This is a genomic window from Caproicibacterium sp. BJN0003, from assembly GCF_026314295.1.
Taxonomy (GTDB): domain Bacteria; phylum Bacillota; class Clostridia; order Oscillospirales; family Acutalibacteraceae; genus Caproicibacterium.
On record NZ_CP111108.1, the window covers coordinates 841366 to 864837 of the forward strand.

Here is a 23472-nt window from a genome sequence, read left to right on the forward strand (position 1 = left end):
CGCGATGAAAAAACGACGAACTTCTGAAGCGGCCGCTTCTACGGAGATTCTTGAAAAGCCCGAATCCTTATGGCGTAGTATGTGGGACTCTCTGAAAGAGAACCGCGCAGCGATGATCAGCCTTTTTGTAATTGCTGCTTTAGTATTGATTGCGGTAACGACAGCAATTTTTCCTAAAATTTTGCCGTATGATCCTTATGATCAAGACCTTTCACAGGCGAAACTGTGGCCGAGTCCAGCACATATCTGTGGAACAGACCAGAATGGCCGTGATATTTTTGCACGTATCCTTGTAGGGACGCAGATTAGTCTTTCCGTTGGTTTGGCAGCTGTTACGATCAGCTTAGTGATTGGTGTTGTATTAGGTTCAATCGCTGGTTATCGCGGCGGAAAAATTGATGCGGTTATCATGCGTTTTATGGACATTATGCTGAGTATTCCTTCTATCCTGCTGGCAATCGCTTTTATGGCTGCTTTAGGAAAAGGAATTGACAAGGCTGTTATCGCGATCGGGCTGGTTTCTATTCCGGAGTATGCGCGAATTGTCCGCAGTCAGATCCTCTCCGTAAAAGAGAATGATTATGTGCAGGCGGCCCGTGTAATTGGTGATAAGGATGGACGAATTATTTTCCGTCATATTTTACCGAACGTAACTTCTTCCATTGTTGTTCGTGCAACTTTGGGTATTTCTTCCGCAGTGCTGGATACAGCCGCCTTGGGCTTTTTGGGCTTAGGCGTACAGCCGCCTTTGGCAGAATGGGGCGATATGCTGGGAAGAGCTCGCGGAATGATCTTGCAGTTCCCTTATATGCTGGTTTTTCCGGGCCTTGCGATCACGATTACCGTGCTTGCATTTAACTTGCTTGGAGATGGCCTTAGGGATGCGCTTGATCCGAAATCCAGAAAGAATTGAGGCGTGACAATGCTGCTAGAAGTAAAAAACTTAGTGACGGAATTTCATATGAAACGCGGCACGGTCAAAGCGGTCAATAACATAAGTTATCAGGTGGATCAGGGAGAAATTCTTGCCATCGTTGGAGAATCCGGCTCCGGAAAGAGCGTTTCCTCTTTGTCGATTATGGGATTGATTAGAAGCCCTGGCGAAATTGCTGCCGGTGAAATTATTTATAACGGACAGGATCTTTTGAAGCTTTCTCAAAAAGAGATGCAGAAAATCCGCGGCGACAAAATCAGCATGATTTTTCAGGAGCCGATGACGAGTTTGAATCCGGTGTACCGGGTAGGCGATCAGATTACAGAGAGCATTTTGACGCATATGAAAATCTCCAAAGAAGAGGCTAAAAAGCGTGCGATTAAGATGCTGGAAATTGTAGGAATCCCAAGTCCGGCAGAACGTTTTAACGATTATCCACATCAGATGAGCGGTGGCATGCGCCAGAGAGTGATGATTGCAATGGCACTTTCCTGCGATCCGGAGCTACTGATTGCTGATGAACCAACAACGGCTTTGGATGTAACCATTCAGGCACAGATTCTGGACCTGCTCAAACAGATGCGGGATAAATTTCATATGGCCGTACTCCTGATTACGCATGACCTTGGTGTGGTTGCTGAGACTGCTGATCGTGTGCTTGTCATGTACTGCGGCCAAGTTGTGGAAGAAGCCGATGTAAAAGAATTGTTTGAAAAACCGCTGCATCCATATACGCTTGGATTGCTCAAGTCGATTCCGAGATTGGAAGATGAGAGCAAAGAGCCGCTTTATATGATTAAAGGAATGGTCCCGAATCCGCTACATATGCCTTCCGGATGCCCGTTTAGTGACCGTTGTGAGCGCTGTATGGAGCGCTGCCGGAAAGAAATGCCGGAGCTTCAGGAAATAAATGGACGTAAGGTGCGCTGTTTCCTGTATGATCAGAAAGAGGAGGCGCAAGCATGACAGATGAAGTCTTGATTGATGTACAGCATCTTTCTAAGCGGTTTGTTGTCGATACCAACTTCTTTGGACGTCCTACTTCGGTGCTGAAAGCTGTTGATGATGTTTCTTTTCAGATCCATAAAGGGGAAGCTTTCGGTTTGGTAGGAGAGTCCGGTTGTGGAAAGACGACAATTGGAAAAATGTTAGTAAATCTTTATACGCCTTCCGAAGGAAAGATTTTCTTTGAGGGAAAAGAATTGACCGCAATGAAACCAAAGGAGCGCCGGGAATACTGCAAGGACATTCAGTTGATTTTTCAGGACCCATACGCTTCTCTGAATCCTCGTATGACGGTAGGGGATATTATTGCAGAGCCGATTCGAATCAATCATTTGCTTCCGGATAATGAAGTCGAAAACAGAGTCACCTATCTGCTTAACTGTGTCGGATTGGCAAATCATATGCGTAACCGTTATCCGCATGAATTTTCCGGCGGTCAGCGGCAGCGTGTCGGGATTGCCCGCGCTTTGGCAGTTCAGCCGAAGTTGATCGTTTGTGATGAACCGGTTTCTGCTTTGGATGTGTCGATTCAGGCACAGGTCTTAAATCTTTTGGATGATCTGAAAGATGAGTTTGGGCTGACCTATCTGTTTATAGCGCATGGACTAAATGTTGTGAAACATATCAGTGATCGGGTGGGCGTTATGTATCTTGGAAAACTGATGGAGATAGCGCCAAAGCATGAATTATATGCGAATCCGCTCAATCCTTATACGAAAGCGCTACTTTCTGCGATTCCTTCAGTGAATCCGGAAACACGCCGGAAGCGTATTATTTTACAAGGAGATGTTCCGAGTCCGATCGATCCGCCTGCAGGCTGCCGCTTTTGTAGCCGCTGCTTTGAAAAGGTAGATGGGTGTGATTCGGTTACGCCGGAACTTCGAATGGTACAACCGAATCATTGGGTTGCATGTCATCGCTTTGATGATCAGAATTTGTAAAGATTTTAAAAATCCCTTTCCTTCTTTTGCCTTTAAGCTGGTGTTTCTCATAAAGAGGACACCGGCTTTTTTTGACTTTGCATTGAAAATGTTTTATAATAAAACAAGAAAAAATAAAAACTGACGGATTTTAAAAATAAAATTCAAAACTGATGAAATGAGAAAATCATTTTTTCTATAAAATTGAATGAACGCGATTTTAGAAAGTCATTATAAAAATTCACGCGTCAAAAATAAAAGAGGAAATTCATGGAAGAAAAGAACTGGACTTATATCCTCCTTTGTGCAGATGGGACACTTTATACTGGATGGACAAATGATTTACCAGCTCGTATAAAAACGCATCAGGACGGAAAAGGAGCCAAATATACGCGGGCTCGGAGACCGGTAAAACTTGTCTATCAGGAATGCTTTCCGAGTCGCCGAGAAGCAATGCAGCGTGAGTGCGAGATTAAACAAATGCCACGAAAGAAAAAGTTGGAACTGGTGTGTAATGCACAAGAAAATGCAGAATTTTTAAAATATAAATTTTGCTGACTGATGAAAAATTTATTCTTTATGAAACAAAATAAAGAAAAATTTCAAAAAAGACTTGCTTTTTAAAGAAAGTTGTTACATAATATAAGTATCACGCAGGGACGCGTGCCACAAGGGGCACGTGTCCTTTTCTATTGCGGGAAATAAGTTTTCATGGAATTGAGATGATGAATTTGGATAAGATCGATGTTACTCTGTTGGAATCTTTGCAGGAGGATGCACGAATCCCGGTAAAGTCTCTGACAAAAAAAGTGTTTCTTTCTGCCCCTGCAATTTCTGCAAGAATTGAAAAATTGGAAAAGCAAGGGATCATAAAAGGATATCGAGCGGTTGTTGATCCCATTAAACTAGGCTATCATATCAAAGCCTATATTAATCTGGAAATGAGTCCTTCTCAGAAGCCGGAATTTTATCCTTTTATTAGTGCATGTCCAAATGTGCTGGAATGTGATTGTGTAACTGGGGATTACTCTATGCTGATTAAAGTAGCATATCCGAGCACCTCAGAGCTGGATACTTTTATTGGTCAGCTGCAAAAATTCGGTTCCACTTCTACACAGATCGTTTTTTCTACACCGGTGGAGTCTCGTGGCGTTCATCTCACATTAGAAAATGCTGATAAAAGTCATTCGTAAGTTTTTTCGGCGATAATCTGCATGTTAAGGCAGACAAAATCTTCGCCTTTACATACTGTCACATTCGTGTGACGGGAGCGGTTTATCTTATTTGGTTGGGGGAATAAGATAGGTGCGGGTGGCAGAAATGTCACAAAAAAGCGTCCATTCTGATTTAGAATGGACGCTTTTTTATATGCTTTTTATTTTAAGAAAATCGGGGAGAGCTTAATTCTGGGCAAATTCGGTCATATCGTTCAATGTCGCCAATGGAATGAGGATACTCTTTGGAGTGATCATAGGCGGGACCAATATTAGAGCCTTGCAGTAAATCTTTTTCTTCTGTTGCATAGCAGCCTGCATTGTCTGGTTTTAAAATAATCATTTTATTTTCCTCCTGCCGTTTGATCCATTTCATTTTAGAATGTCTTTATCTTATCAGATTCCAAATAAAAACGGAATAGCAGAGCGAAAATTCAAAAACTTTCAAATATTTTGTATCAGATGGCTTTTTAAATCAAAAAAGAGCAGCTCTTCTTTTTAAAAAAAGAAATAAACTGCTCTTTCAAAAAAATTAAGCTTTTCCAAATTCGCTGAGGGTAAGTCCTTTGTTGTGTTCATTTGCCCAGCGAATATTCCATTCACTGGAAAACAAAAGCAGATGATGTCCTTTTAGATCCTGAATCCTTCTGGTATCACTGGTGAGATCCAGCGTTTTAGGATCCAACTCATCATCGTCAATCCAACGAATATATTCATAGGGTAGATTTTCCATATAAATATCTACATTGTATTCGTTCTCCAGACGATATTCCAACACATCAAACTGCAAAACACCCACTACGCCGACGATGACTTCTTCCATGCTGCCGTTTAGTTCCTGGAAAACCTGAATAGCGCCTTCCTGCGCAATCTGAGAGATTCCTTTTACAAATTGTTTGCGCTTCATGGTGTCTTTAGGAGAAACTCTGGCAAAATGCTCCGGAGCAAAGGTTGGAATTCCACCGAAACGTAATTTTTTAGCGGATGTGCAGAGCGTGTCACCGATTGAAAAAACACCTGGGTCAAAAACACCAATAATATCGCCGGCATAGGCGTGATCGATCACTTCTCTTTGTTCTGCCATCAGCTGCTGGGGAGCCATCAGCTTCATCTTACGGTCTCCCTGTACATGATAAACTTCCATACCACGGTCAAATTCGCCGGAACAAATCCGCATAAACGCAATACGATCTCGGTGTGCCTTATTCATGTTTGCCTGAATTTTAAAGACAAAAGCGGAAAAATGGTCGTCCATGGGGTCTACAAGGCCAATATCGGCTTCTCGTGGAAGGGGCGGCGTCGTCATCTTTAAAAATTCCTGCAGAAAAGGTTCAACGCCGAAATTTGTCAGAGCGGAACCGAAGAACACAGGGGAAAGCTTTCCAGTCCGGACGTCATCCAGTGAAAATTCTTCGCCGGCACCATCCAGAAGTTCAACATCGTCCTGAAGTGTAGAAAGCAAACTTTCGCCTAAAAGATCTTTTAACCGGGAATCATTCAGGTCACTGGCTGATTCTGCTACCTGATGTGCGCCGTTTGCAGTTTCTTCTGCAGTAAAAGTTAAAATTTTTCGGCTTGCTCTGTCATAAACACCCTTAAACTCTTTTCCTGAGCCGATCGGCCAATTGACCGAATAAGTTTTAATCCCAAGCTCTTGTTCGATCTCGTCCATTAAATCATAAGGGCTGCGGGCATCTCGATCCATTTTATTGATAAAAGTAAAAATCGGAATATGACGTAGCGTACAGACCTTGAATAGCTTTCGGGTTTGCTTTTCAACGCCTTTGCCGGCGTCAATGACCATTACGGCGCTGTCGGCAGCCATCAGCGTACGGTAGGTATCCTCGGAAAAGTCCTGATGCCCCGGCGTATCCAAAATATTGATGCAGTAGTCGTGATATTCGAACTGCATTACAGAAGAGGTCACGGAAATTCCGCGCTGCTTTTCAATTTCCATCCAATCGGATACGGCGTGACGCATATGGCGTTTTCCTTTTACCATACCTGCCTGTTGAATCGCGCCTCCGTACAGAAGCAACTTTTCTGTCAGCGTTGTTTTACCTGCATCCGGATGCGAAATAATTGCAAAAGTACGTCTCTTTTTAATTTCTGCTTTATAATTGCTCACAGTGTGACCTCCGAAAAATCAAATACATTTTATTTTACCGCAAAAAAAGGAATTTAGCAAGAAAGTTGTTTAAGCACAAGCAGTATTTTTTATTGGGTATACTGAGAAAAAATTTTTTCGATAGGTTAGGCTCAAAATAAGTTTATAAAAGTTCTAAAGTGACAAAATGGAGAAAATTATAAAAGAAAAAGAAATTGACTTTTTGAGAGAGGCAGAGTACAATAAATTTAAAGAGATAGCATATGCTAACTTTGGAGGGATGATATGAAATTAAACGAATTACCAATTGGAAAAGAAGCGATTATTAAGGAAGTACAGGGGAAAGGAGCTTTACGGCGTCATATGCTGGATATGGGGTTGACCCCTCATACGCAAGTGAAAATTCAGAAGGTAGCCCCGATGGGAGATCCGATCGAATTGACCTTGCGTGGGTATGAGTTAACTCTTCGAGTGGACGATGCAAAAAATGTCATCGTACAGGAGGTGGGCAAATGATTTTTGCGTTGGCAGGAAATCAAAACTGTGGTAAAACAACTTTATTTAATCAGCTGACAGGCTCTAACCAGCATGTCGGAAATTTTCCCGGAGTTACAGTAGAAGGAAAAGACGGAATTGTTCGTGGGCACAAAGATACGATTGTAGTGGATTTGCCTGGAATTTATTCGCTTTCTCCGTATACCAGTGAAGAAATTGTAACCCGGGATTTTTTATTGAAACAGCATCCGGATGGAATCATTAATATTGTAGATGCAACCAATATTGAGAGAAATCTTTATTTGACTCTACAGCTTCTGGAATTGCAGATTCCCATGGTTGTATGTCTCAATATGATGGATGAGGTACGTGCAAACGGTGGGACCATTCATATTCAGACGCTGAGCAAAGAACTAGGAGTTCCGGTGATTCCGATTGTAGCGAGTAAGAATGAAGGAATTGAAGAAGTTGTCGATACGGCGCTGGAAGTTGCGCAGAAAAAGCAGCGCCCGACTCGGATTGATTTTTGTTCCGGAGCAGTTCACCGTGCAATTCATGCAGTTGCGCATTTGGTAGAAGATCATGCGCAGAGAATCCATGTGCCGCCTCGCTTTGCAGCTGTTAAGCTGATCGAGGGTGACGATCCGATGATGAACTCCTTGCAGCTTTCGGATAACGAAAAAGACATGGTCGGGCATTCTGTTACTGAGATGGAGCGCGAAGTTCATACGGACCGCGAAGCTGCGCTTGCCGATATGCGGTACACTTTTATCGAAAATCTTTGTAAAGATGCAGTGGTCAAACCTCATGAAAGCAAAGAACATAAGCGCAGCGTTAGAATTGATGCGGTATTAACGAATAAATATGGGGCGATTCCGATCTTTCTTGGAATCATGGCCTTGATTTTTTATCTGACTTTTGGCGTGATTGGGGCTTTTTTGAGCAATGCGCTTAGTAACGGAATTGATGCACTTTCCGGTGCGGTCGGGAATGCATTGACCGCTTATGGGCTGAATCCGGTGATTCGTTCCTTGGTTATCAACGGCGTTTTTGCCGGGGTTGGAAGCGTTTTAAGCTTTCTTCCGACGATTGTGGTACTGTTTTTCTTTCTCTCGATTCTGGAAGACAGCGGATATATGGCGCGGGTAGCGTTCGTTATGGATAAGCTTTTGAGAAAAATCGGACTTTCAGGCAGAAGCTTCGTACCGATGCTGATCGGCTTTGGATGTTCGGTTCCTGCCATCATGGCGACCAGAACCCTTTCGAGTGAACGCGACCGCAAGATGACCATTCTGCTGACCCCGTTTATGAGCTGCAGTGCAAAACTGCCGATCTATTCGATGTTTACAATGGCGTTTTTCCCGAAGAATGGGGCGCTTGTGATGATTTGTCTCTACATAGGCGGAATCATAATGGGCATTCTCAGCGCGCTTCTTTTTAAGGGGACACTGTTTCATGGAGAACCGGTGCCGTTTGTAATGGAATTGCCAAACTATCGGATGCCCAGTGCAAAGAGTGTCTGCCTTTTGATGTGGGATAAAGCGAAAGACTTTTTGCAGCGTGCATTCACTGTAATTTTTCTGGCAACCATTATTATCTGGTTCCTGCAAAACTTTGATACGCGCTTAAATGTCGTAGCAGATAGTACGCAGAGTCTTCTTGCCATGGTCGGAAGATTTATTTCGCCGATATTTGCACCAATGGGATTTGGAGATTGGCGCGCTGCGACGGCTTTGGTTGCCGGATTTACTGCAAAAGAAGCAGTGGTCAGTACTTTCGCAGTCCTTACCGGAGCCAGCAGTGCCATGCTTCCACAGGCTCTTGCTCAAATCTTTACACCACTTTCGGCTGCTGCATTTTTAGCTTTTACATTGCTTTATACGCCTTGTATTGCTGCAATCAATGCAGTTAAGCACGAGATGCATTCCACAACTTCTGCGGTTTCCGTGGTACTTTACCAGTGTGGTGTGGCATGGCTTGCTTCTTTTGTCATTTATCAAATCGGAAATCTGATTTTTTAAAGGAAGATTTTTATGAATCTAATTGATTATTTAGTACTTTTACTAATCTTAATTCTGATCGTTTTGGCGGTGCGCTATTGTCACCGTCACCCGGGATGCAATGGAGACTGTACGAATTGTCCTTATTGCACGAATGGTTCCTGTGAAGTAAAAAAAACAAAAAAGAAAAAGCCATAACCACAACAGCATATATAGAATATAGAAATATAGAAAAAGAACTCATTCAAAGCCGGAAAGCTAAGAATGAGTTCTTTTCAAATCGGGTGGGAAGAAGGATTTTCACCCGGTTCTTAATAGCTTTTTAGTGCCTTTTGGAGCGTGTCGTTGATAATTTTTAGGGTCTTGATTCGGGCGTAATATTTGTCGTTTGATTCGATAATATGCCAGGGCGCAAACTGAGTGTTGGTATATTTCAGCATATCATTGACAGCTTCTTCATATAGCGGCCATTTTTCCCGATTCCGCCAGTCTTCATCTGTAATTTTCCATTGCTTTGAGGGCGTGTTTTGCCGTTTTTCAAAGCGACGCAGTTGTTCATCTTGATCAATTTGCAGCCAAAATTTTAAAATGACGGCCCCCCAATTATGAAGTTGCTTTTCAAATTCATTGATCTCTCGATAGGCACGGTGCCAGTCTCCTTCGGAACAAAAGCCTTCAATGCGCTCCACCATAACTCTTCCATACCAGGTACGGTCAAAAATAGCGATGTGGCCTTCTTTGGGAATCTTTTTCCAGAACCTCCATAAATAATGGCGGGAGATTTCTTCGTGATTGGGTGCTGCGATTGGAACCACTTCATATCCACGGGGATCAAGTGCTGCAGAAACTCTGCGGATATTTCCGCCCTTTCCCGCGGCATCCCAACCTTCATAGGCAATTATGACAGGCATTTTTTTAAGGTAAAGAACATTATGAAGATGTGAAAGTCTTTTTTGCTCTGCTTTTAATTCTTCCTGATATTTTTGAGAAGACAGTGACTTATCCAGAGAAACGTCGCTTAGCTTTTGAATTTCTAGAATTGGAAAGTTTCCGGGATCGATAACAGCAGAAGGTGCTGCCGGATGTTTTTCCTGTTCTGCTTTTTTCTGTAGGGCTTTATGAATTTCATCATTTACAGTGCGCAAAACTTCCAGCGTACAGAGACGGTGATCCATCCCGGAAATTACATGCCACGGCGCATAGTCGGTATCAGTCGCTTCGAGCATCTCGTCGAAGATCTGATAGTATTTATCATATTGGCGGTTCCTGCGCCAATCTGTTGAAGTGACTCGCCATTCTGTATCTTTGTCGCTGTCCAGCTTTTGAAAGCGCTCTTTTTGTTCTTTTGCGCTAATGTGCAGGAAAAATTTTAAAATAAGATAACCATTATTGGTAAGATTTCGTTCGAAAGCATTAATTTCTTCGATTCGCTGCAAGTTGGTTCGGTCGTCGATTTCATCTTCCAAACGTCCTGTGGAAACTTCCATATACCAGCTGCGGTCGAAAATCATCATTTGCGAAGCTTCCGGAAGTTCCATAAAATGTCGCCGCAGAATCGGATACCGCTTTTCTTCTGCCGTGGCAGGTACGGTGGAAACTACTTGAAACCATCGCGGATCAAAATTCTTGATGAGTTCTCCGATAACACGTCCTTTTCCAGCGGCTCCCCAGCCCTCAAACAGGATAATTACCGGAAGTTTTTCTTTTTTTAAGGGCGATTCTAATGAAAAAAGAGCCTCTTTAATTGGTGCAATTTGTTTTTTATAAGCTTCTTTTTCAATTTGTTCCTTCAAATTTACATTTTCCAGCATTTTTATCTCACCTTCTGGGAATCATTTTGGCTTTAGTATACACGTTTTTTATAAAAACACAATAAAATATGAGAAAAGTTTACAAAGCTTTTCAGAAAAAGAATTCGTCTTTTCTTCGAAAAAGAACTGTGATATAATAAAACGGATATTATGGAATGGAGGCGGAACATGTGGTGATTCTGGGCATCGATCCCGGTTATGCAATTGTTGGCTACGGTGTTCTGCGGGCCGAAAGAGGACGCTATATCCCATTGGAACACGGAGCAATCACCACCAAAGCAGGAACTCCATTCGGACGCCGCCTACAGATTATCTACCATTCTTTGATGGTCATTCTGGAAAAATGGCATCCTGAGGCGGTCGCACTAGAGAAACTCTATTTTCAAAATAACAAGACAACCGCAATCGGAGTTGCGCAGGCGCGCGGTGTAATTTTACTTGCCTGCGAAGAAATGAAAGTGCCGGTTTACGAATATACACCTATGCAGATTAAAATGGCAGTCACCGGATTTGGGGGTGCAAAAAAGCCGCAGGTCATGGAGATGACAAGGCGTCTTTTGTGTCTAAAAGAGGTGCCGAAGCCCGATGATACGGCCGATGCACTTGCGATGGCGATTACCCACGGACAAGCGGCAGGCAGTGCGCTTAAGAGACAAATGCTCAAGCCATTTCGATCCTGAATAGAGTAAAATAAAATTGTGGAGGGAAGCCTCGTGTTTTATAGTTTAAACGGAACTTTAATTCATATAGAGCCGGGAATGGCCGTAATTGAATGCGGAGGAGTCGGCTTTGAATGTCGTACTACCCGGAACACAGAGTCTGTTTTACCTAAAATTGGGGAAAAAGCAACGCTCTATACTCATTTAAATGTTCGTGAAGATGCGCTGACCCTTTTTGGTTTTGCTACACAGGCAGAACTCAGCTGTTTCCGCATGCTTACAACGATCACCGGAGTAGGTCCAAAAGCGGGACTTGCAATTCTTTCGGTGCTGACACCGCAGCAGGTCGCAATGGCTGCTGCAACGGGAGATAGTAAAGCATTTACAAGAGCGAGCGGCGTTGGGCCAAAATTGGGACAGAGAATCGTTTTGGAATTAAAGGATAAAGTGAAAGACTTAGCGGCAAAAGATGAAAAATTTGTGCCGGATATGGGAATTCCAAGTGCTGCCGGAAACGCTGAAGCGGCGGTCAATGCGCTGACTGTCCTGGGGTATACACCCAGCGAAGCTGCTTCTGTAGTCGGAAAATTTGACAGTCAGCTTCCGGTAGAGGAACTGATCCGCCTTTCCCTCAAGTCGATGGGATCAAATCTAAAATAATTGAAAGATAAAGACTAAAAAAAGAAGGGAGGGCAGTTCTATGGAATATCAGGAAGATGATTTTGATCTGGAAAATCGTATGGTTGCTCCGGAATATAATCCGGAAGATGCAGAGGTGGAAAATCCGCTGCGCCCGAAATGTCTAAGTGATTATATTGGGCAGGAGAAGGTTAAGGAAAATTTATCAATTTTTATCGAGGCTGCAAAGCAGCGGAAAGAAAGTCTTGACCACGTCTTGCTTTATGGCCCGCCGGGACTCGGCAAAACAACACTTGCGGGGATTATTGCAAATGAATTGGGCGTCAATCTGCGCATTACGAGTGGCCCTGCTATCGAGAAACCCGGTGATTTAGCAGCTATTTTGACGAATCTCAATCCTGGAGATGTGCTGTTTATTGATGAGGTGCATCGCCTTCCGCGAACGGTGGAGGAAATCCTTTACCCTGCGATGGAGGATTATGCGATCGATATTATTACCGGTAAGGGACAGATGGCGGCAAGTTATCATCTGCCGCTGCCTAAGTTTACACTAGTTGGTGCAACGACCCGTGCGGGGCAATTAAGTGCGCCTTTACGAGACCGCTTTGGAGTCGTGCTGCGCCTGGAACTTTATTCTCCGCAGGAGCTTGCCAAAATTGTGGAGCGCAGCGCAGGAATCCTGGGGATTAAAATTGAGGCGGACGGCGCTTTGGAGATTGCCTCCCGCAGCCGTGGAACGCCGCGAATTGCTAATCGCATGCTTAAACGAGTGAGAGATTTTGCACAGATGATGACAAACGGCGTGATCACCTATGAATCCGCCAAGCTTGGACTGGATCGGATGGAAGTGGATGAAATTGGCCTGGATGCCAATGACCGCCGTATGCTTCGTACCATGATCGAGTATTATAATGGTGGGCCCGTTGGGTTGGATACGTTGGCGGCGGCCATCGGAGAAGAAGCGATTACATTGGAGGATGTTTATGAGCCTTATTTGATGCAGATCGGCTTTTTGGCAAGGACGCCTAGGGGAAGAGTGGCGACAAAAGCTGCTTATCTGCACCTTGGAATTACGCCGCCGGAATCAGATACCGACGATAACCAACAAAAATTATTTTGAATTTTCTGCTTTTCATGCTTAAAATATAGAATCAAGAACGGAGTGTAAAGAAACAATGGGAAGATTATTTGGAACAGATGGTGTGCGCGGGGTCGCGAATAGCGAATTGACTTGCGAAATGGCGCTTCAAATTGGGCGCGCTGCAGCAATGGTACTGACCGACAGCACACACCGCCATCCCAAAATTTTGATCGGCAAGGATACCCGCCGGTCTTCCGATATGCTGGAAGCGGCAATGACCGCAGGACTCTGCAGTGTGGGGGCCAACGTGGTTCAGCTTGGTGTTGTGCCGACTCCGGCGGTGGCATTTCTCGTTGGAAAATATAAGGCGGACGCTGGCGTGATGCTAACCGCCAGCCATAATCCCTGTGAGTTTAATGGCATTAAAATCTTTTCCGGTGACGGCTATAAACTGCCCGATGCGCTGGAAGAGCAGATCGAAGCGATTGTTCTCGACAAGGCTCAGACACCGCCTACGCCGATTCGTGGCAATGTTGGCTGTGTTTCAACTGCCCCAAATGTAGTCAGAGATTATGTGGATCATATTAAAAGTGCAGTCCCGTTTTCTCTTGATGGTATGAAAATTGCGATCGACTGCGCCAATGGGGCTGCTTCCCGTACAGCAGAGCTGCTCTTCACAGAGCTCGGTGCAGAATGCCATATGCTGTCTAATCATCCGGATGGGGTCAATGTAAACGACAACTGCGGCTCTACCCATATGGAAAATTTGATGCTGTATGTGAAAGAACACCAGCTGGATGCCGGGGTGGCCTTTGATGGAGATGCTGATCGGTGCTTGGCGGTCGATGATAAAGGACAGCTGGTGGACGGCGATTTTGTCATGGCTATTTGCGGCGCCGATATGAAATCCCGCGGCAAATTAAACCGTGATACGATTGTCGGTACCATTATGACGAATATGGGATTTAAGCGCTTTTGTGAGGAAAACGGGATGCACTTTTGTTCCACGAAGGTCGGAGATCGCTATGTACTGGAAGAAATGCAGCAGGAAGGCTATAATTTTGGCGGCGAGCAAAGCGGCCATGTGATCTTCCTTGATTTTGCTACTACCGGAGACGGTCAGCTGACCGCTACACAGCTTTTGTCGCTTGTTAGGCGCCGCGACGCAAAGCTTAGTTCCCTTGCAACTTTGATGACTCGTTATCCGCAGGTAATGGTCAACGTAGAGGTTGCAGCGGAAGGAAAACTGCGCTTTTATACCGACAATGAGGTCAAAGAAGCGATCGAAGCCGCAAAAAAGAAGCTGGGAAATGCCGGACGGGTCGTGGTTCGGCCTTCCGGGACAGAGCCGCTTCTGCGCGTGATGATTGAAGGAGAAGATCCTTCCTATATTGAAGCACTCGCCAATTCCGTCGCAGATGTGATTCGGGAGCGGTTGAGCTGATGCGCGCGTCACAGTGGCAGGATTATGAACTGCTGGATACTTCCGGCGGAGAACGACTGGAACGTTGGGGCGATGTGCTTTTGATTCGGCCGGATCCACAGATTATTTGGAATACGCCGAAAAAAGATCCTCGATGGAAACAAGCGGCGGCGCGATATGTGCGTTCTTCTTCCGGCGGTGGGCACTGGGAAACTTTTCATAAGGTTCCGGCTGTTTGGAGTATCCGTCGAAATGAGCTTACTTTCCGACTCAAAATGATGGGCTTTAAGCATACGGGAATTTTTCCGGAGCAGGCGGTCAACTGGGATTTTGCCGCGGAAAAGATCAAAAATGCGGGACGCCCGATTAAAGTGCTCAACTTGTTCGGCTATACCGGTGCCGCGACCCTCGCTTGTATGCAGGCGGGCGCTACGGTCACACATGTAGACGCAAGCCGCGGCATGGTTCAGTGGGCAAAGGAAAATGCAGCAGCAAGTGGGCTTGCAGATAAACCGGTTCGCTGGCTCGTTGATGATTGTACGAAGTTTGTGGAGCGGGAAGAAAGACGCGGACATCACTATGATGGAATCATTATGGACCCGCCTTCTTATGGCCGAGGACCGGGGGGAGAAGTTTGGAAATTGGAAGAACAGCTTTATCCTCTCGTTTTGCAGTGCTTACCGATTTTAAGCGAAAAGCCGCTGTTTTTCCTGCTGAATTCTTATACGTCAGGGCTTTCTCCGGCGGTGATGCAGTATCTGCTCGGTGTTCTGATGAAACCAAGATTCGGCGGACAAGTTTCTGCTGATGAGATTGGTCTTCGGGTCACATCGACCGGAATGGTTTTGCCCTGCGGCAGTACGGCGATTTGGGAATCTTAATAAAATAAATACAATACTGTAATGTAACCCTTTTGGGGTATGTATACAAGGAGAGTTTTATGAGCTTTATCACAGTAGACAATGTCCGCTTTTCCTATGGAGAAGAGGCAGGTGAGCCCGAGGTACTCAAAGGGATTTCCCTTTCTGTGGAACGTGGTGAGTTTTTAGCGCTTTTGGGGCATAACGGTTCCGGGAAAAGCACGATGGCAAAGCTTTTTAATGCAATGCTGCTGCCTCTTTCCGGTACTGTGACCGTAGATGGCATGGATACCAGAGAGGACGATAAAAAATTTGAGATTCGTCGCAAAGTAGGCCTTGTTCAGCAGAATCCGGACAACCAGTTGGTTGCATCGATTGTAGAAGAAGATGTAGCATTTGGACCGGAAAATTTAGGACTTCCTCCGAAAGTGATTCGTGAGCGCGTGGATCGTGCGCTCAAAGCGGTAGAAATGTACGATTATCGTACGCATGCGCCGTATAAGCTTTCCGGTGGACAGAAACAGCGAGTCGCGATTGCTGGAATCATTGCAATGGAGCCGGATTGTATTGTATTGGACGAGCCTACTGCTATGCTGGACCCCCGCGGTCGGCAGGAAGTCATGGATACCATTCATAAGCTGAATGAAGAAGATGGGATTACCATTATTCTCATTACGCATTATATGGATGAAGCGGTGCAGGCCGGTCGTGTGATCGTGATGGACAGCGGTGAGGTCTTGACGGAAGGTACGCCGGAACAGGTTTTTTCACAAGTAGAACTTTTAAAAAAACATCGGCTCGATGTACCGCAGGCTACCGAATTAAACTTTCGGCTGCGCGGAGCGGGCTGCCCGATGCCGAAGTGTGCTCTTTCGATTGAAGATTGTGTGGCGGCCATTGAACCGCTGCTCAAAAAGAAAAAGGAGGCTCTCTGATGGCATTACTGGAAGTGAAAAATCTTTCTGTGGTTTATGGCAAAGGAACTCCTTTTGAAAAAGCTGCTGTGCAGAATGTGAACTTTTCGATTGAGGCCGGCGAATTTATCGGAGTGATCGGACACACCGGCAGCGGAAAAAGTACGCTGATTCAGACTTTGAATGGGTTAATCAAGCCAACGGACGGACAGGTTTTGCTGGAAGACCGTGATATCTGGGCAGAACCCAAAAAGATTCGCGCTGTGCGGTTTAAAGTTGGGATGGTGTTTCAATATCCGGAAAATCAGCTGTTTGAAGAAACGGTACTCAAAGATATCAGCTTTGGTCCTGGAAATATGGGCTTGACAGCTGGAGAAATTGAAACGCGTGCACGCAATGCCGCAAAATTTGTCGGTCTTCCGGATGCACTTTTGGAGAAGAGCCCCTTTGAACTTTCCGGAGGTGAAAAACGTCGGGTTGCAATCGCTGGTGTGATTGCTATGGACCCCGATGTTTTGATTTTGGATGAACCAACGGCGGGATTGGATCCCGCTGGCAGAGATGTGCTTTTGAGTCAGCTTTTAAGCTATCATGCACAGCGCCATAATACAATTCTGCTTGTTTCTCATAGTATGGAAGATGTGGCACGGGTTGCCGACCGGGTTCTCGTCATGAACGATTCTCATTTGGAAATGTTGGATAAAACAGCTAATGTTTTTGCGCAGGATCAACGGTTGGAACAAATTGGACTAAAGGTGCCGCAGATTACGAAGATTATGTCGATTCTCAAATCCGACGGATATCCGGTAGAGACTGTTTTAACAATGGAGCAGGCAGTTACTCAGCTCCTTTCTTTGGTCAATAAAGGAGGTGCTGCCGTATGATGCGTGATATTACATTGGGACAGTATTTCCCGGGAAAATCACCAGTTCATAAACTGGATCCCCGCATTAAGATCGTTTTGACGATTGCTCTGATCGTTTATGTCTTTCTGGCACGCAATTTTGTGTCGCTTGGATTTTTGGTAGCAACGGTCTTTATTGTTCTTCTGATGTCCGGTGTGCCGCTGAAACTCTATTTTAAGAGCATCAAAGGCGTGATTTTTATTGTGATTTTTACTTCGATTCTGAATCTTTTCTATGGAACCGGAGAACCTTTGATTACGCTTTTTGGATTTATGACCATTACTTGGAACGGCATCTGCAATGCAATTTTTATCAGTGTTCGGATTATCAGTCTGATTCTTTTCAGCTCTGTTTTGACGTTCACAACTTCTCCTACAGAACTGACGGACGCTTTGGAACGCATTTTAAAGCCGCTTAAAGTGTTTCATGTAAAGGTACATGAAATTGCCATGATGATGACGATTGCGCTGCGCTTTGTTCCAACTTTGCTGGAAGAAACGGATAAAATTATGTCTGCACAGAAGGCACGCGGTGCCGATATGGAATCGGGGGGGCTTATGCAGCGGATTAAGGCGCTGATTCCGGTGTTGATTCCCCTTTTTGTCAGCTCGTTCCGTCGCGCCTATGACCTTGCCATGGCAATGGAGTGCCGCTGCTATCACGGCGGTGAAGGCCGCACCAAGATGAAGGTGCTGCATATGGGTGGCCGTGATGTCGTAGCTTGTATCTGCGCTGCATTTGTGCTTACGGCTATTTTGTTTCTGAATGGCATCATGCCGGTACAGCTGTAACCTTTTTGGGTTCGTTTATTTTTAATTCATATTTTAGGAATATAATATCTCTTTATGTTTATGAAAATAGATTGCTGATTTTTAGGGAAGGGAGCACTTTTATGCGGAATTTACTCCTGAGAATCTGCTTTGATGGAGCAAAATATCATGGCTGGCAGATTCAGGAGAATGCGATAACGGTACAGGAAGTGTTCCAAAAAGCTTTGGAAGATGTCCTTCATGAAACGCCGGAATTAAAAGGATGCTCCCGAACAGATTCCGGTGTGCATGCAAACGAGTTTTGCATTTCTCTCAAAACGGAGCGCAAAATTCCAGCACAGCGTTTGCCGTTTGCATTGAATCATTTTTTGCCGGAGGATGTGGCAGTACTTTCCTGCGAGGAAGTTCCGAAAAGTTTTCATGCAAGGTATTCCTGCAAAGGAAAAGAATATATTTATAGAATATGGACCTCTCCTGTTCGCAATCCGTTTCTTAGGGGACGGGCACTTCATTACTGGTACCCGCTCGACGAGCAGAAAATGCAGGAAGCCGCAGAATACTTTTTAGGGTCGCATGATTTTACTTCTTTTTGTACGCTGGATCAGCGAGAAATGGGAGATTTTGTCCGTACAGTGACGACTGCAAAAATTGAGCGAAAAGAGAATTTCTTAACTTTTACAGTAGCTGCTGATGGATTTTTGTATCATATGGTTCGAATTATGGTTGGAACGCTGCTCATGGTGGGAGAAGGGAAACTTTCGCCGGAGTCGGTGGAAAGAATTTTAAAAGCAAAGGATCGCTCAGCGGCAGGACCTACTGCGCCGTCGCAGGGGCTTTATTTGAATCGGGTATTTTATGATGAGAAGGAAGTGATGGGATGAAGCTGTTTTCGTCCAAGCAGACAAAGGATGATTCGGAATCGTCCTCTGTTGATGAACGTGCGCTAAATGCAAAAGATAAAGAATTAAAAGCAAAAGAACGGCTTCCCCATGTGCCAAAGTGGGCATATCGTGTGATTGTGATTTTGATGATTACGGTTGTGGGATTAGGAATTTGGATGAATCGTGATAATCTTTCTCCACAGAATATAGGAGACTGGGTACAGACACAGTTTTTAGGAATGGGAGTCGGAGAAGGATATCCGCTGAACCTCAATGGGGACGAAGTGGAAGCCCAAAATTTTTGTGTGTCAGATGGCCGCCTGCTTTTAACGGGGAATACGACGATTCTTTCCCTTAATAGCAGTGCAAAACAAATTTTCAGCCGAAAACATGGCTTTTCTAATCCAGTGATGCTTGCAAAGGGACAAAAGGTTTTAGTTTATAATCAGGGAGGAAAAGGATATCGGATAGAAAATCAGATTAAGACGCTGGTTTCTGACAACGCTTCTCAAAATATTGTAACAGCAGCCCTTGCTTCGAATGGAGCTTATGCGCTGATTTTGGAAGACTCCGGGTATTGCGGCAAATTAACCGCTTATACCAAAGATAATAAAGAAGCTTACAATTATTGGTTTTCCGATGCTTATCCTACAGCAATTGCACTTAATGAGGAGGGAAACCGTGCAGTGGTCACAGCGGTCACTGTAAATAATGGAGTTTTGCAGAGTAGCTTTTATTTGCTCGATTTTAATAGTACTGATCCTGTTACTCCTGTAGGGACTTATCCCAATACGGTGTTTACAAAAGTTTCCTATCAAAACGGCAGTATTACTGCAGTTGGAGATACTCGTACGGTTGTTATGTCTGAAAAAGGAAAAGAGATTGCTAACTATGATTACCAGGGCGCAAAATTGGTTTGCGCTGCACTTGATCAGAATCGGGCGGCACTTTGTCTTTCTTCTTTCGAAAATGCTTCAGCGGTCAAACTTGTAACGCTTTCAAACCAAGGAACCCAAGAGAGCAGCATTGATGTTGATTCTCGCGTGACGGCAGTTTCCCTTTATGGTGATACAATGGCCGCTCTTTTGGATGGACAGGTTTGTGCCTATTCTGTATCCAGAGGGACACAGACAGGCTCCTGTGATATAAAGAGCGATATGCGTACAATTGCGCTTAGTTCTGAAAAACAAGTCTATTTATTGGGCGTTTCCGAAGTGAGTTGTGCGACGTTTCAGGCTTCAACAGCTTCTTCCGGCGTTTCCTAAGGTTTCGAACCAAGAAAGGAGATCGATTTTTTGACGGTATTTGATGGAATTATGCTGATTCTTTTCCTTTTATTCGCAATAACAGGAATCCGGCAAGGCTTTTTGCATTCAGTTTCCGGTTTGGTCAGCATATTGTTGGCGTCACTTTTGGCTCCTTCCGTTGGTTCTATGGCAATGGTATGGATCGGAGACCAGCCGGCAGCTTCTCCAGAGGATATGATGATTCACCACATGGTGGTAATTGGAATCTCATTTTTGGTACTGCTGATTATTGGGAGTGCCGTGATGCGGATTTTAACAGCACTTGTTCATCTCCCGGGGCTGAAGCTTCTAAATCGGATTTTAGGCGGTGTTTTTGGTGCGCTGCAAGGCGGCGTGTTGATCCTTTTGATTTGCGCGTTGGCAAATTTTTGGATCCCAGAAGCAGAAAAACAAATTCCGCAATTTCGGTCTGAAATGGTTACCCAATCTTCTGTTTATCAGTTTGTAGAGGAGAAAAATCCATTTTTATTGATTTACCAAAATGCGATGGAATGGCAGAAAGAGATGAGAGAGAAAATATGACATACCATAATAAAAATCTGAATATTCCAAATGCTTTAACAGTCCTGCGAATGATTTTGATTATTCCGTTTGTTATTTTTTATGTGAACAAACAGTATATTCCAGCGGTCGTGGTTTTGATCATTTCCGGTATTACGGATGCATTAGATGGCTTTGTAGCGCGCCATTTTAACCAATTTACAGAGCTTGGGAAAATGCTGGATCCTCTTTCGGATAAACTGACGCAAGGTTCGGTTGCCCTTTGCCTTGCAATTCAGTATCCAATTTTGTTACCTTTCTTTCTGGTTTTTATTATCAAGGAAGTTGGTATGGTAATTGCGGCACTGGTTCTGATCAAAAAGAGAAAAAAACCCTGTGGTTCCAAATGGTACGGAAAAATTGCTACCATTCTGTTTTACATCTCTTTTGTCACCATTGTGGCTATGCGAATTTGGAATATTGATAATATGACGCTTACAGTCGTTTTGCTCAGCATTACGGCATTCTTTATGATTTATGCATTGATTCGCTATTTTGTTATTTTCCTTTCGATCCTTAGAAGCGATGATCCGGAAAACCATTTGGATATCAATGAGGTAATGGATAAACAGATCACATCAGACCGAAAAGATTAAAAAAGTTTACATTTGATTTGAAAAGAATACGAAATATTCAAAATTTATTGATATTTCGGCGTCCATGAGGGATTATAATAAATTAACTGCTGAGAGGAGTGGTGAATAAGTATGTTATGTTCTAGATGCCATAAGCGGCCGGCAGTGGTCTTTGTTTCACAGTCAGCGGATTCCAATGATACGCAGGGACTGTGCCTGGTTTGTGCGAAAGAACTTGGAATCAAACAGGTTGATGACCTGATGAATAAGATGGGAATTACCGAGGAACAGATGGAAGCAATGGAAAACGAATGGGGTGCACTCATGAATCCCGAAGATACCGATGGAGAAGACGGTGACGATTCGTTTACGCCGGGCGGTGCAGCAACCTTCCCGAATTTTCTGCAAAATGTTTTTCACGCGGGTTCATCCGGAAGTCAGGACGATTCATCTTCTAATGGGAACGGTGCCAGAACGGGACAAAAGGAGAAAAGGGAAAAGCCAAAGAGTAAGCGGAAGTACCTGAATGCCTATTGTACTGATTTGAACGCTAAAGCACGGGCAAACCAAATTGATGCAATTGTTGGCAGAGAAAAAGAGATTGCTCGTGTCATTCAGATTTTGTCTCGCCGGACAAAGAATAATCCATGCTTAATTGGGGAACCTGGTGTAGGCAAGACAGCCGTTGCAGAAGGGCTTGCTCTGAGAATTGCTTCTGGAGATGTACCTGCAAGACTGCGGAAAAAAGAAATTCATCTGTTGGATTTGACTGCGCTGGTAGCAGGCACACAGTTTAGAGGCCAGTTTGAGAGCCGAATTAAAGGATTGATCGATGAGGTCAAGGCAGAAGGCAATATTATTCTCTTTATTGATGAGGTGCATAATCTCGTTGGTACAGGAGATGCCGAGGGCAGTATGAATGCTGCCAATATTTTAAAGCCTGCACTTTCTCGTGGAGAGATTCAGGTGATCGGTGCGACTACTTTTACAGAGTACCGTAAGCATATCGAAAAAGATACGGCTTTAGAGCGCCGTTTTCAGCCGGTAACGATTGCAGAGCCTTCTACGAAGGAAGCAACCGAAGTGCTCAAAGGCATTAAATCCTATTATGAGAACTTTCATCGTGTAAGAGTCAGCGACGACTTGTGCCGCAGAGCGGTTGTACTTTCGGAACGCTATATTACAGATCGTTTTCTGCCGGACAAGGCGATCGACCTTCTGGATGAAAGCTGTGCCTGCGCAGCACTGCGGAATAAGCCGATGGAGGAATACGATCGAACTTCGGAACGGTTGGATGATCTGCGCAAAGAAGAAGAGACACTGACTGCCGAAGGAGCAGAGCCAGATTATAAAAAGCTAGCCGAAGTCCGTACTGAGATTTCTAAATTAGAGCAAAAAGAAGTACAGTTGGCGCCGCTTGCTTTGGGAGCACCGGTAGAGGAAGCAGATCTTGCAAAAGTAATTGAGCTTTGGACTGGAATTCCTGCCAGCCGTATTCGTGAAAATGAGCTGAAAAAACTCGCACATCTTGATGACACTCTGAATCAGAAGGTGATTGGTCAAGAAGAAGCTGTTAAGGCGCTTTCTGATGCAATCTGCCGGAGCAGAGTTCAGCTGAGCCCTCGCCGCCGTCCGGCAAGTTTTATCTTTGTTGGACCAACAGGCGTTGGAAAGACCGAATTGGTCAAGGTTTTGTCACAGGAACTGTTTGATACACCGGAGACGCTCATTCGTCTTGATATGAGCGAATTTATGGAGAAGCACAGTGTTTCCCGCATTATTGGTTCTCCTCCGGGATATGTAGGCTATGATGAGGCCGGACAGGTTACAGAAAAGGTTCGTCGTCGTCCTTATAGTGTGCTCCTTTTTGATGAAATTGAAAAAGCGCACCCAGATGTGATGAACATTCTGCTGCAAATTCTCGATGAAGGACGTATCACAGATGCACACGGTCGTACGGTCAATTTTGAGAATACTGTGATCGTGATGACTAGTAATGCCGGCAGCAATTTGAAAGAAGGCAGTCTTGGCTTTGCTAGAAGCGATCAGGAGATTACCCGCGAACGTGCAATGAAGGGACTTTCTGAGTTTTTGCGCCCGGAATTCCTGAGCCGTGTAGATGAGATTATTGTTTTCCGTCAGCTGAGTGTAGATGATTTCCAAAAAATTGCTGCCTTAATGCTGAATGAATATGTTGGAACACTCAAGGAACGTGGGACTATTTTCACTTATGATGAAAAAGCGACTCGCTGGCTTGCGGAGCATGCTCATGGGAAAAAGAGTGGTGCACGAGACCTGCGCAATCTGATTCGCAAAGAAGTGGAAGACCGTTTAGCAGCGGCGATCATTGATTCCGGCGATATGACATTGAGCGGAGTTGCTCTGACAACCGACGATAATGGAATTAAACTGAATATTTTAAAATAACGGAA

The 23472-nt window shown here is 44.5% G+C and carries 24 protein-coding genes; 21 read left to right on the forward strand and 3 right to left on the reverse strand.

Translation table 11 applies throughout. The annotated features are described in order from the left end of the window. The first annotated feature begins 4 nt into the window (after positions 1–4). From OP489_RS04125 to OP489_RS04145, 5 genes are all read left to right on the forward strand, one after another. The gene (locus tag OP489_RS04125; protein WP_266163084.1) at positions 5–913 is read left to right on the forward strand and encodes an ABC transporter permease; all 909 of its coding nucleotides are present in this window, start codon (positions 5–7) and stop codon (positions 911–913) included. Positions 914–922: 9 nt separating this feature from the next. Then, a complete protein-coding gene (locus OP489_RS04130; RefSeq protein ID WP_266163085.1) occupies positions 923–1900 on the forward strand; it encodes an ABC transporter ATP-binding protein in 978 nt (325 codons plus the stop codon). After that, complete coding sequence (locus tag OP489_RS04135) at positions 1897–2880, forward strand: ABC transporter ATP-binding protein (protein ID WP_266163086.1); 984 nt, start codon at positions 1897–1899, stop codon at positions 2878–2880. Before OP489_RS04130 ends, OP489_RS04135 begins: the two co-directional genes overlap by 4 nt. A gap of 249 nt (positions 2881–3129) precedes the next feature. After that, positions 3130–3417: a GIY-YIG nuclease family protein gene (locus tag OP489_RS04140; RefSeq protein WP_266163087.1), complete on the forward strand. Its 288-nt coding sequence runs from the start codon at positions 3130–3132 to the stop codon at positions 3415–3417. Between the two features lie 173 nt (positions 3418–3590). Next, complete coding sequence (locus tag OP489_RS04145; protein WP_266163088.1) at positions 3591–4052, forward strand: Lrp/AsnC family transcriptional regulator; 462 nt, start codon at positions 3591–3593, stop codon at positions 4050–4052. Between the two features lie 187 nt (positions 4053–4239). On the opposite strand, the gene OP489_RS04150 is transcribed toward OP489_RS04145, so the two are convergent. Both OP489_RS04150 and OP489_RS04155 read right to left on the reverse strand, forming a co-directional pair. Further along, the gene (locus OP489_RS04150) at positions 4240–4416 is read right to left on the reverse strand and encodes a hypothetical protein (RefSeq protein ID WP_266163089.1); all 177 of its coding nucleotides are present in this window, start codon (positions 4414–4416) and stop codon (positions 4240–4242) included. Positions 4417–4605: 189 nt separating this feature from the next. Next, entirely contained in the window at positions 4606–6201 is a 1596-nt protein-coding gene (locus OP489_RS04155) for a peptide chain release factor 3 (protein ID WP_266163090.1), read from the reverse strand. A 264-nt stretch (positions 6202–6465) separates the two neighbouring features. Between OP489_RS04155 and OP489_RS04160 the strand changes: the two genes are divergently transcribed. The 3 genes from OP489_RS04160 to OP489_RS04170 are packed head-to-tail and all read left to right on the forward strand — an operon-like array spanning position 6466 to position 8873. After that, positions 6466–6696, forward strand: coding sequence for a FeoA family protein (locus tag OP489_RS04160; protein ID WP_266163091.1), 231 nt, complete (start codon positions 6466–6468; stop codon positions 6694–6696). Continuing rightward, complete coding sequence (feoB, locus tag OP489_RS04165) at positions 6693–8696, forward strand: ferrous iron transport protein B (protein ID WP_266163092.1); 2004 nt, start codon at positions 6693–6695, stop codon at positions 8694–8696. The genes OP489_RS04160 and feoB overlap by 4 nt, the downstream gene beginning before the upstream one ends. A 12-nt stretch (positions 8697–8708) precedes the next feature. Beyond that, positions 8709–8873: a hypothetical protein gene (locus OP489_RS04170; RefSeq protein WP_180341068.1), complete on the forward strand. Its 165-nt coding sequence runs from the start codon at positions 8709–8711 to the stop codon at positions 8871–8873. 113 nt (positions 8874–8986) lie between these two features. On the opposite strand, the gene pap is transcribed toward OP489_RS04170, so the two are convergent. After that, positions 8987–10486 carry a polyphosphate:AMP phosphotransferase gene (gene pap, locus OP489_RS04175; RefSeq protein WP_266163093.1) on the reverse strand — a complete coding sequence of 500 codons (1500 nt, stop codon included), beginning with the start codon at positions 10484–10486 and terminating at the stop codon, positions 8987–8989. 170 nt (positions 10487–10656) lie between these two features. On the opposite strand from pap, the gene ruvC reads away from it, so the two are divergent. The 13 genes from ruvC to OP489_RS04240 all read left to right on the forward strand — a co-directional run bounded on the left by ruvC (position 10657) and on the right by OP489_RS04240 (position 23467). After that, positions 10657–11166, forward strand: coding sequence for a crossover junction endodeoxyribonuclease RuvC (gene ruvC, locus OP489_RS04180; protein ID WP_180341066.1), 510 nt, complete (start codon positions 10657–10659; stop codon positions 11164–11166). Between the two features lie 33 nt (positions 11167–11199). After that, the gene (gene ruvA, locus OP489_RS04185) at positions 11200–11805 is read left to right on the forward strand and encodes a Holliday junction branch migration protein RuvA (RefSeq protein WP_266163094.1); all 606 of its coding nucleotides are present in this window, start codon (positions 11200–11202) and stop codon (positions 11803–11805) included. Between the two features lie 79 nt (positions 11806–11884). Then, positions 11885–12904 carry a Holliday junction branch migration DNA helicase RuvB gene (ruvB, locus tag OP489_RS04190; RefSeq protein WP_416232469.1) on the forward strand — a complete coding sequence of 340 codons (1020 nt, stop codon included), beginning with the start codon at positions 11885–11887 and terminating at the stop codon, positions 12902–12904. A 55-nt stretch (positions 12905–12959) separates the two neighbouring features. After that, complete coding sequence (gene glmM, locus OP489_RS04195; protein WP_266163096.1) at positions 12960–14309, forward strand: phosphoglucosamine mutase; 1350 nt, start codon at positions 12960–12962, stop codon at positions 14307–14309. Continuing rightward, positions 14309–15169: a class I SAM-dependent methyltransferase gene (locus OP489_RS04200; RefSeq protein WP_266163097.1), complete on the forward strand. Its 861-nt coding sequence runs from the start codon at positions 14309–14311 to the stop codon at positions 15167–15169. The genes glmM and OP489_RS04200 overlap by 1 nt, the downstream gene beginning before the upstream one ends. A 59-nt stretch (positions 15170–15228) precedes the next feature. Continuing rightward, the gene (locus OP489_RS04205; protein ID WP_266163098.1) at positions 15229–16083 is read left to right on the forward strand and encodes an energy-coupling factor transporter ATPase; all 855 of its coding nucleotides are present in this window, start codon (positions 15229–15231) and stop codon (positions 16081–16083) included. Beyond that, the gene (locus OP489_RS04210) at positions 16083–16946 is read left to right on the forward strand and encodes an energy-coupling factor transporter ATPase (protein WP_266163099.1); all 864 of its coding nucleotides are present in this window, start codon (positions 16083–16085) and stop codon (positions 16944–16946) included. Before OP489_RS04205 ends, OP489_RS04210 begins: the two co-directional genes overlap by 1 nt. Further along, positions 16943–17758: an energy-coupling factor transporter transmembrane component T family protein gene (locus OP489_RS04215; RefSeq protein WP_266163100.1), complete on the forward strand. Its 816-nt coding sequence runs from the start codon at positions 16943–16945 to the stop codon at positions 17756–17758. The genes OP489_RS04210 and OP489_RS04215 overlap by 4 nt, the downstream gene beginning before the upstream one ends. A 101-nt stretch (positions 17759–17859) precedes the next feature. Beyond that, positions 17860–18618 (forward strand): tRNA pseudouridine(38-40) synthase TruA, encoded by a 759-nt coding sequence (truA, locus tag OP489_RS04220; protein ID WP_266163101.1) that lies wholly within the window; start codon positions 17860–17862, stop codon positions 18616–18618. After that, positions 18615–19883, forward strand: a complete 1269-nt coding sequence (locus OP489_RS04225) for a DUF5711 family protein (RefSeq protein WP_266163102.1) — start codon at positions 18615–18617, stop codon at positions 19881–19883. The genes truA and OP489_RS04225 overlap by 4 nt, the downstream gene beginning before the upstream one ends. Before the next feature lie 30 nt (positions 19884–19913). Continuing rightward, positions 19914–20447, forward strand: a complete 534-nt coding sequence (locus OP489_RS04230; protein WP_266163103.1) for a CvpA family protein — start codon at positions 19914–19916, stop codon at positions 20445–20447. After that, positions 20444–21061 carry a CDP-alcohol phosphatidyltransferase family protein gene (locus OP489_RS04235; protein ID WP_266163104.1) on the forward strand — a complete coding sequence of 206 codons (618 nt, stop codon included), beginning with the start codon at positions 20444–20446 and terminating at the stop codon, positions 21059–21061. The genes OP489_RS04230 and OP489_RS04235 overlap by 4 nt, the downstream gene beginning before the upstream one ends. 111 nt (positions 21062–21172) lie before the next feature. Beyond that, positions 21173–23467 carry an ATP-dependent Clp protease ATP-binding subunit gene (locus tag OP489_RS04240; RefSeq protein ID WP_266163105.1) on the forward strand — a complete coding sequence of 765 codons (2295 nt, stop codon included), beginning with the start codon at positions 21173–21175 and terminating at the stop codon, positions 23465–23467. Positions 23468–23472 lie beyond the last annotated feature (5 nt).

Coding starts and splice junctions, on each gene's coding strand:
- OP489_RS04225 (WP_266163102.1), top strand. CDS start 18,615: ATGAAGCTGTTTTCGTCCAAGCAGACAAAGGATGATTCGGAATCGTCC.
- OP489_RS04150 (WP_266163089.1), bottom strand. CDS start 4,416: ATGATTATTTTAAAACCAGACAATGCAGGCTGCTATGCAACAGAAGAA.
- OP489_RS04235 (WP_266163104.1), top strand. CDS start 20,444: ATGACATACCATAATAAAAATCTGAATATTCCAAATGCTTTAACAGTC.
- OP489_RS04125 (WP_266163084.1), top strand. CDS start 5: ATGAAAAAACGACGAACTTCTGAAGCGGCCGCTTCTACGGAGATTCTT.
- truA (WP_266163101.1), top strand. CDS start 17,860: ATGCGGAATTTACTCCTGAGAATCTGCTTTGATGGAGCAAAATATCAT.
- OP489_RS04205 (WP_266163098.1), top strand. CDS start 15,229: ATGAGCTTTATCACAGTAGACAATGTCCGCTTTTCCTATGGAGAAGAG.
- OP489_RS04135 (WP_266163086.1), top strand. CDS start 1,897: ATGACAGATGAAGTCTTGATTGATGTACAGCATCTTTCTAAGCGGTTT.
- OP489_RS04215 (WP_266163100.1), top strand. CDS start 16,943: ATGATGCGTGATATTACATTGGGACAGTATTTCCCGGGAAAATCACCA.
- OP489_RS04160 (WP_266163091.1), top strand. CDS start 6,466: ATGAAATTAAACGAATTACCAATTGGAAAAGAAGCGATTATTAAGGAA.
- OP489_RS04200 (WP_266163097.1), top strand. CDS start 14,309: ATGCGCGCGTCACAGTGGCAGGATTATGAACTGCTGGATACTTCCGGC.
- feoB (WP_266163092.1), top strand. CDS start 6,693: ATGATTTTTGCGTTGGCAGGAAATCAAAACTGTGGTAAAACAACTTTA.
- OP489_RS04170 (WP_180341068.1), top strand. CDS start 8,709: ATGAATCTAATTGATTATTTAGTACTTTTACTAATCTTAATTCTGATC.
- OP489_RS04240 (WP_266163105.1), top strand. CDS start 21,173: ATGTTATGTTCTAGATGCCATAAGCGGCCGGCAGTGGTCTTTGTTTCA.
- OP489_RS04210 (WP_266163099.1), top strand. CDS start 16,083: ATGGCATTACTGGAAGTGAAAAATCTTTCTGTGGTTTATGGCAAAGGA.
- OP489_RS04140 (WP_266163087.1), top strand. CDS start 3,130: ATGGAAGAAAAGAACTGGACTTATATCCTCCTTTGTGCAGATGGGACA.
- pap (WP_266163093.1), bottom strand. CDS start 10,486: ATGCTGGAAAATGTAAATTTGAAGGAACAAATTGAAAAAGAAGCTTAT.
- glmM (WP_266163096.1), top strand. CDS start 12,960: ATGGGAAGATTATTTGGAACAGATGGTGTGCGCGGGGTCGCGAATAGC.
- ruvB (WP_416232469.1), top strand. CDS start 11,885: ATGGTTGCTCCGGAATATAATCCGGAAGATGCAGAGGTGGAAAATCCG.
- OP489_RS04130 (WP_266163085.1), top strand. CDS start 923: ATGCTGCTAGAAGTAAAAAACTTAGTGACGGAATTTCATATGAAACGC.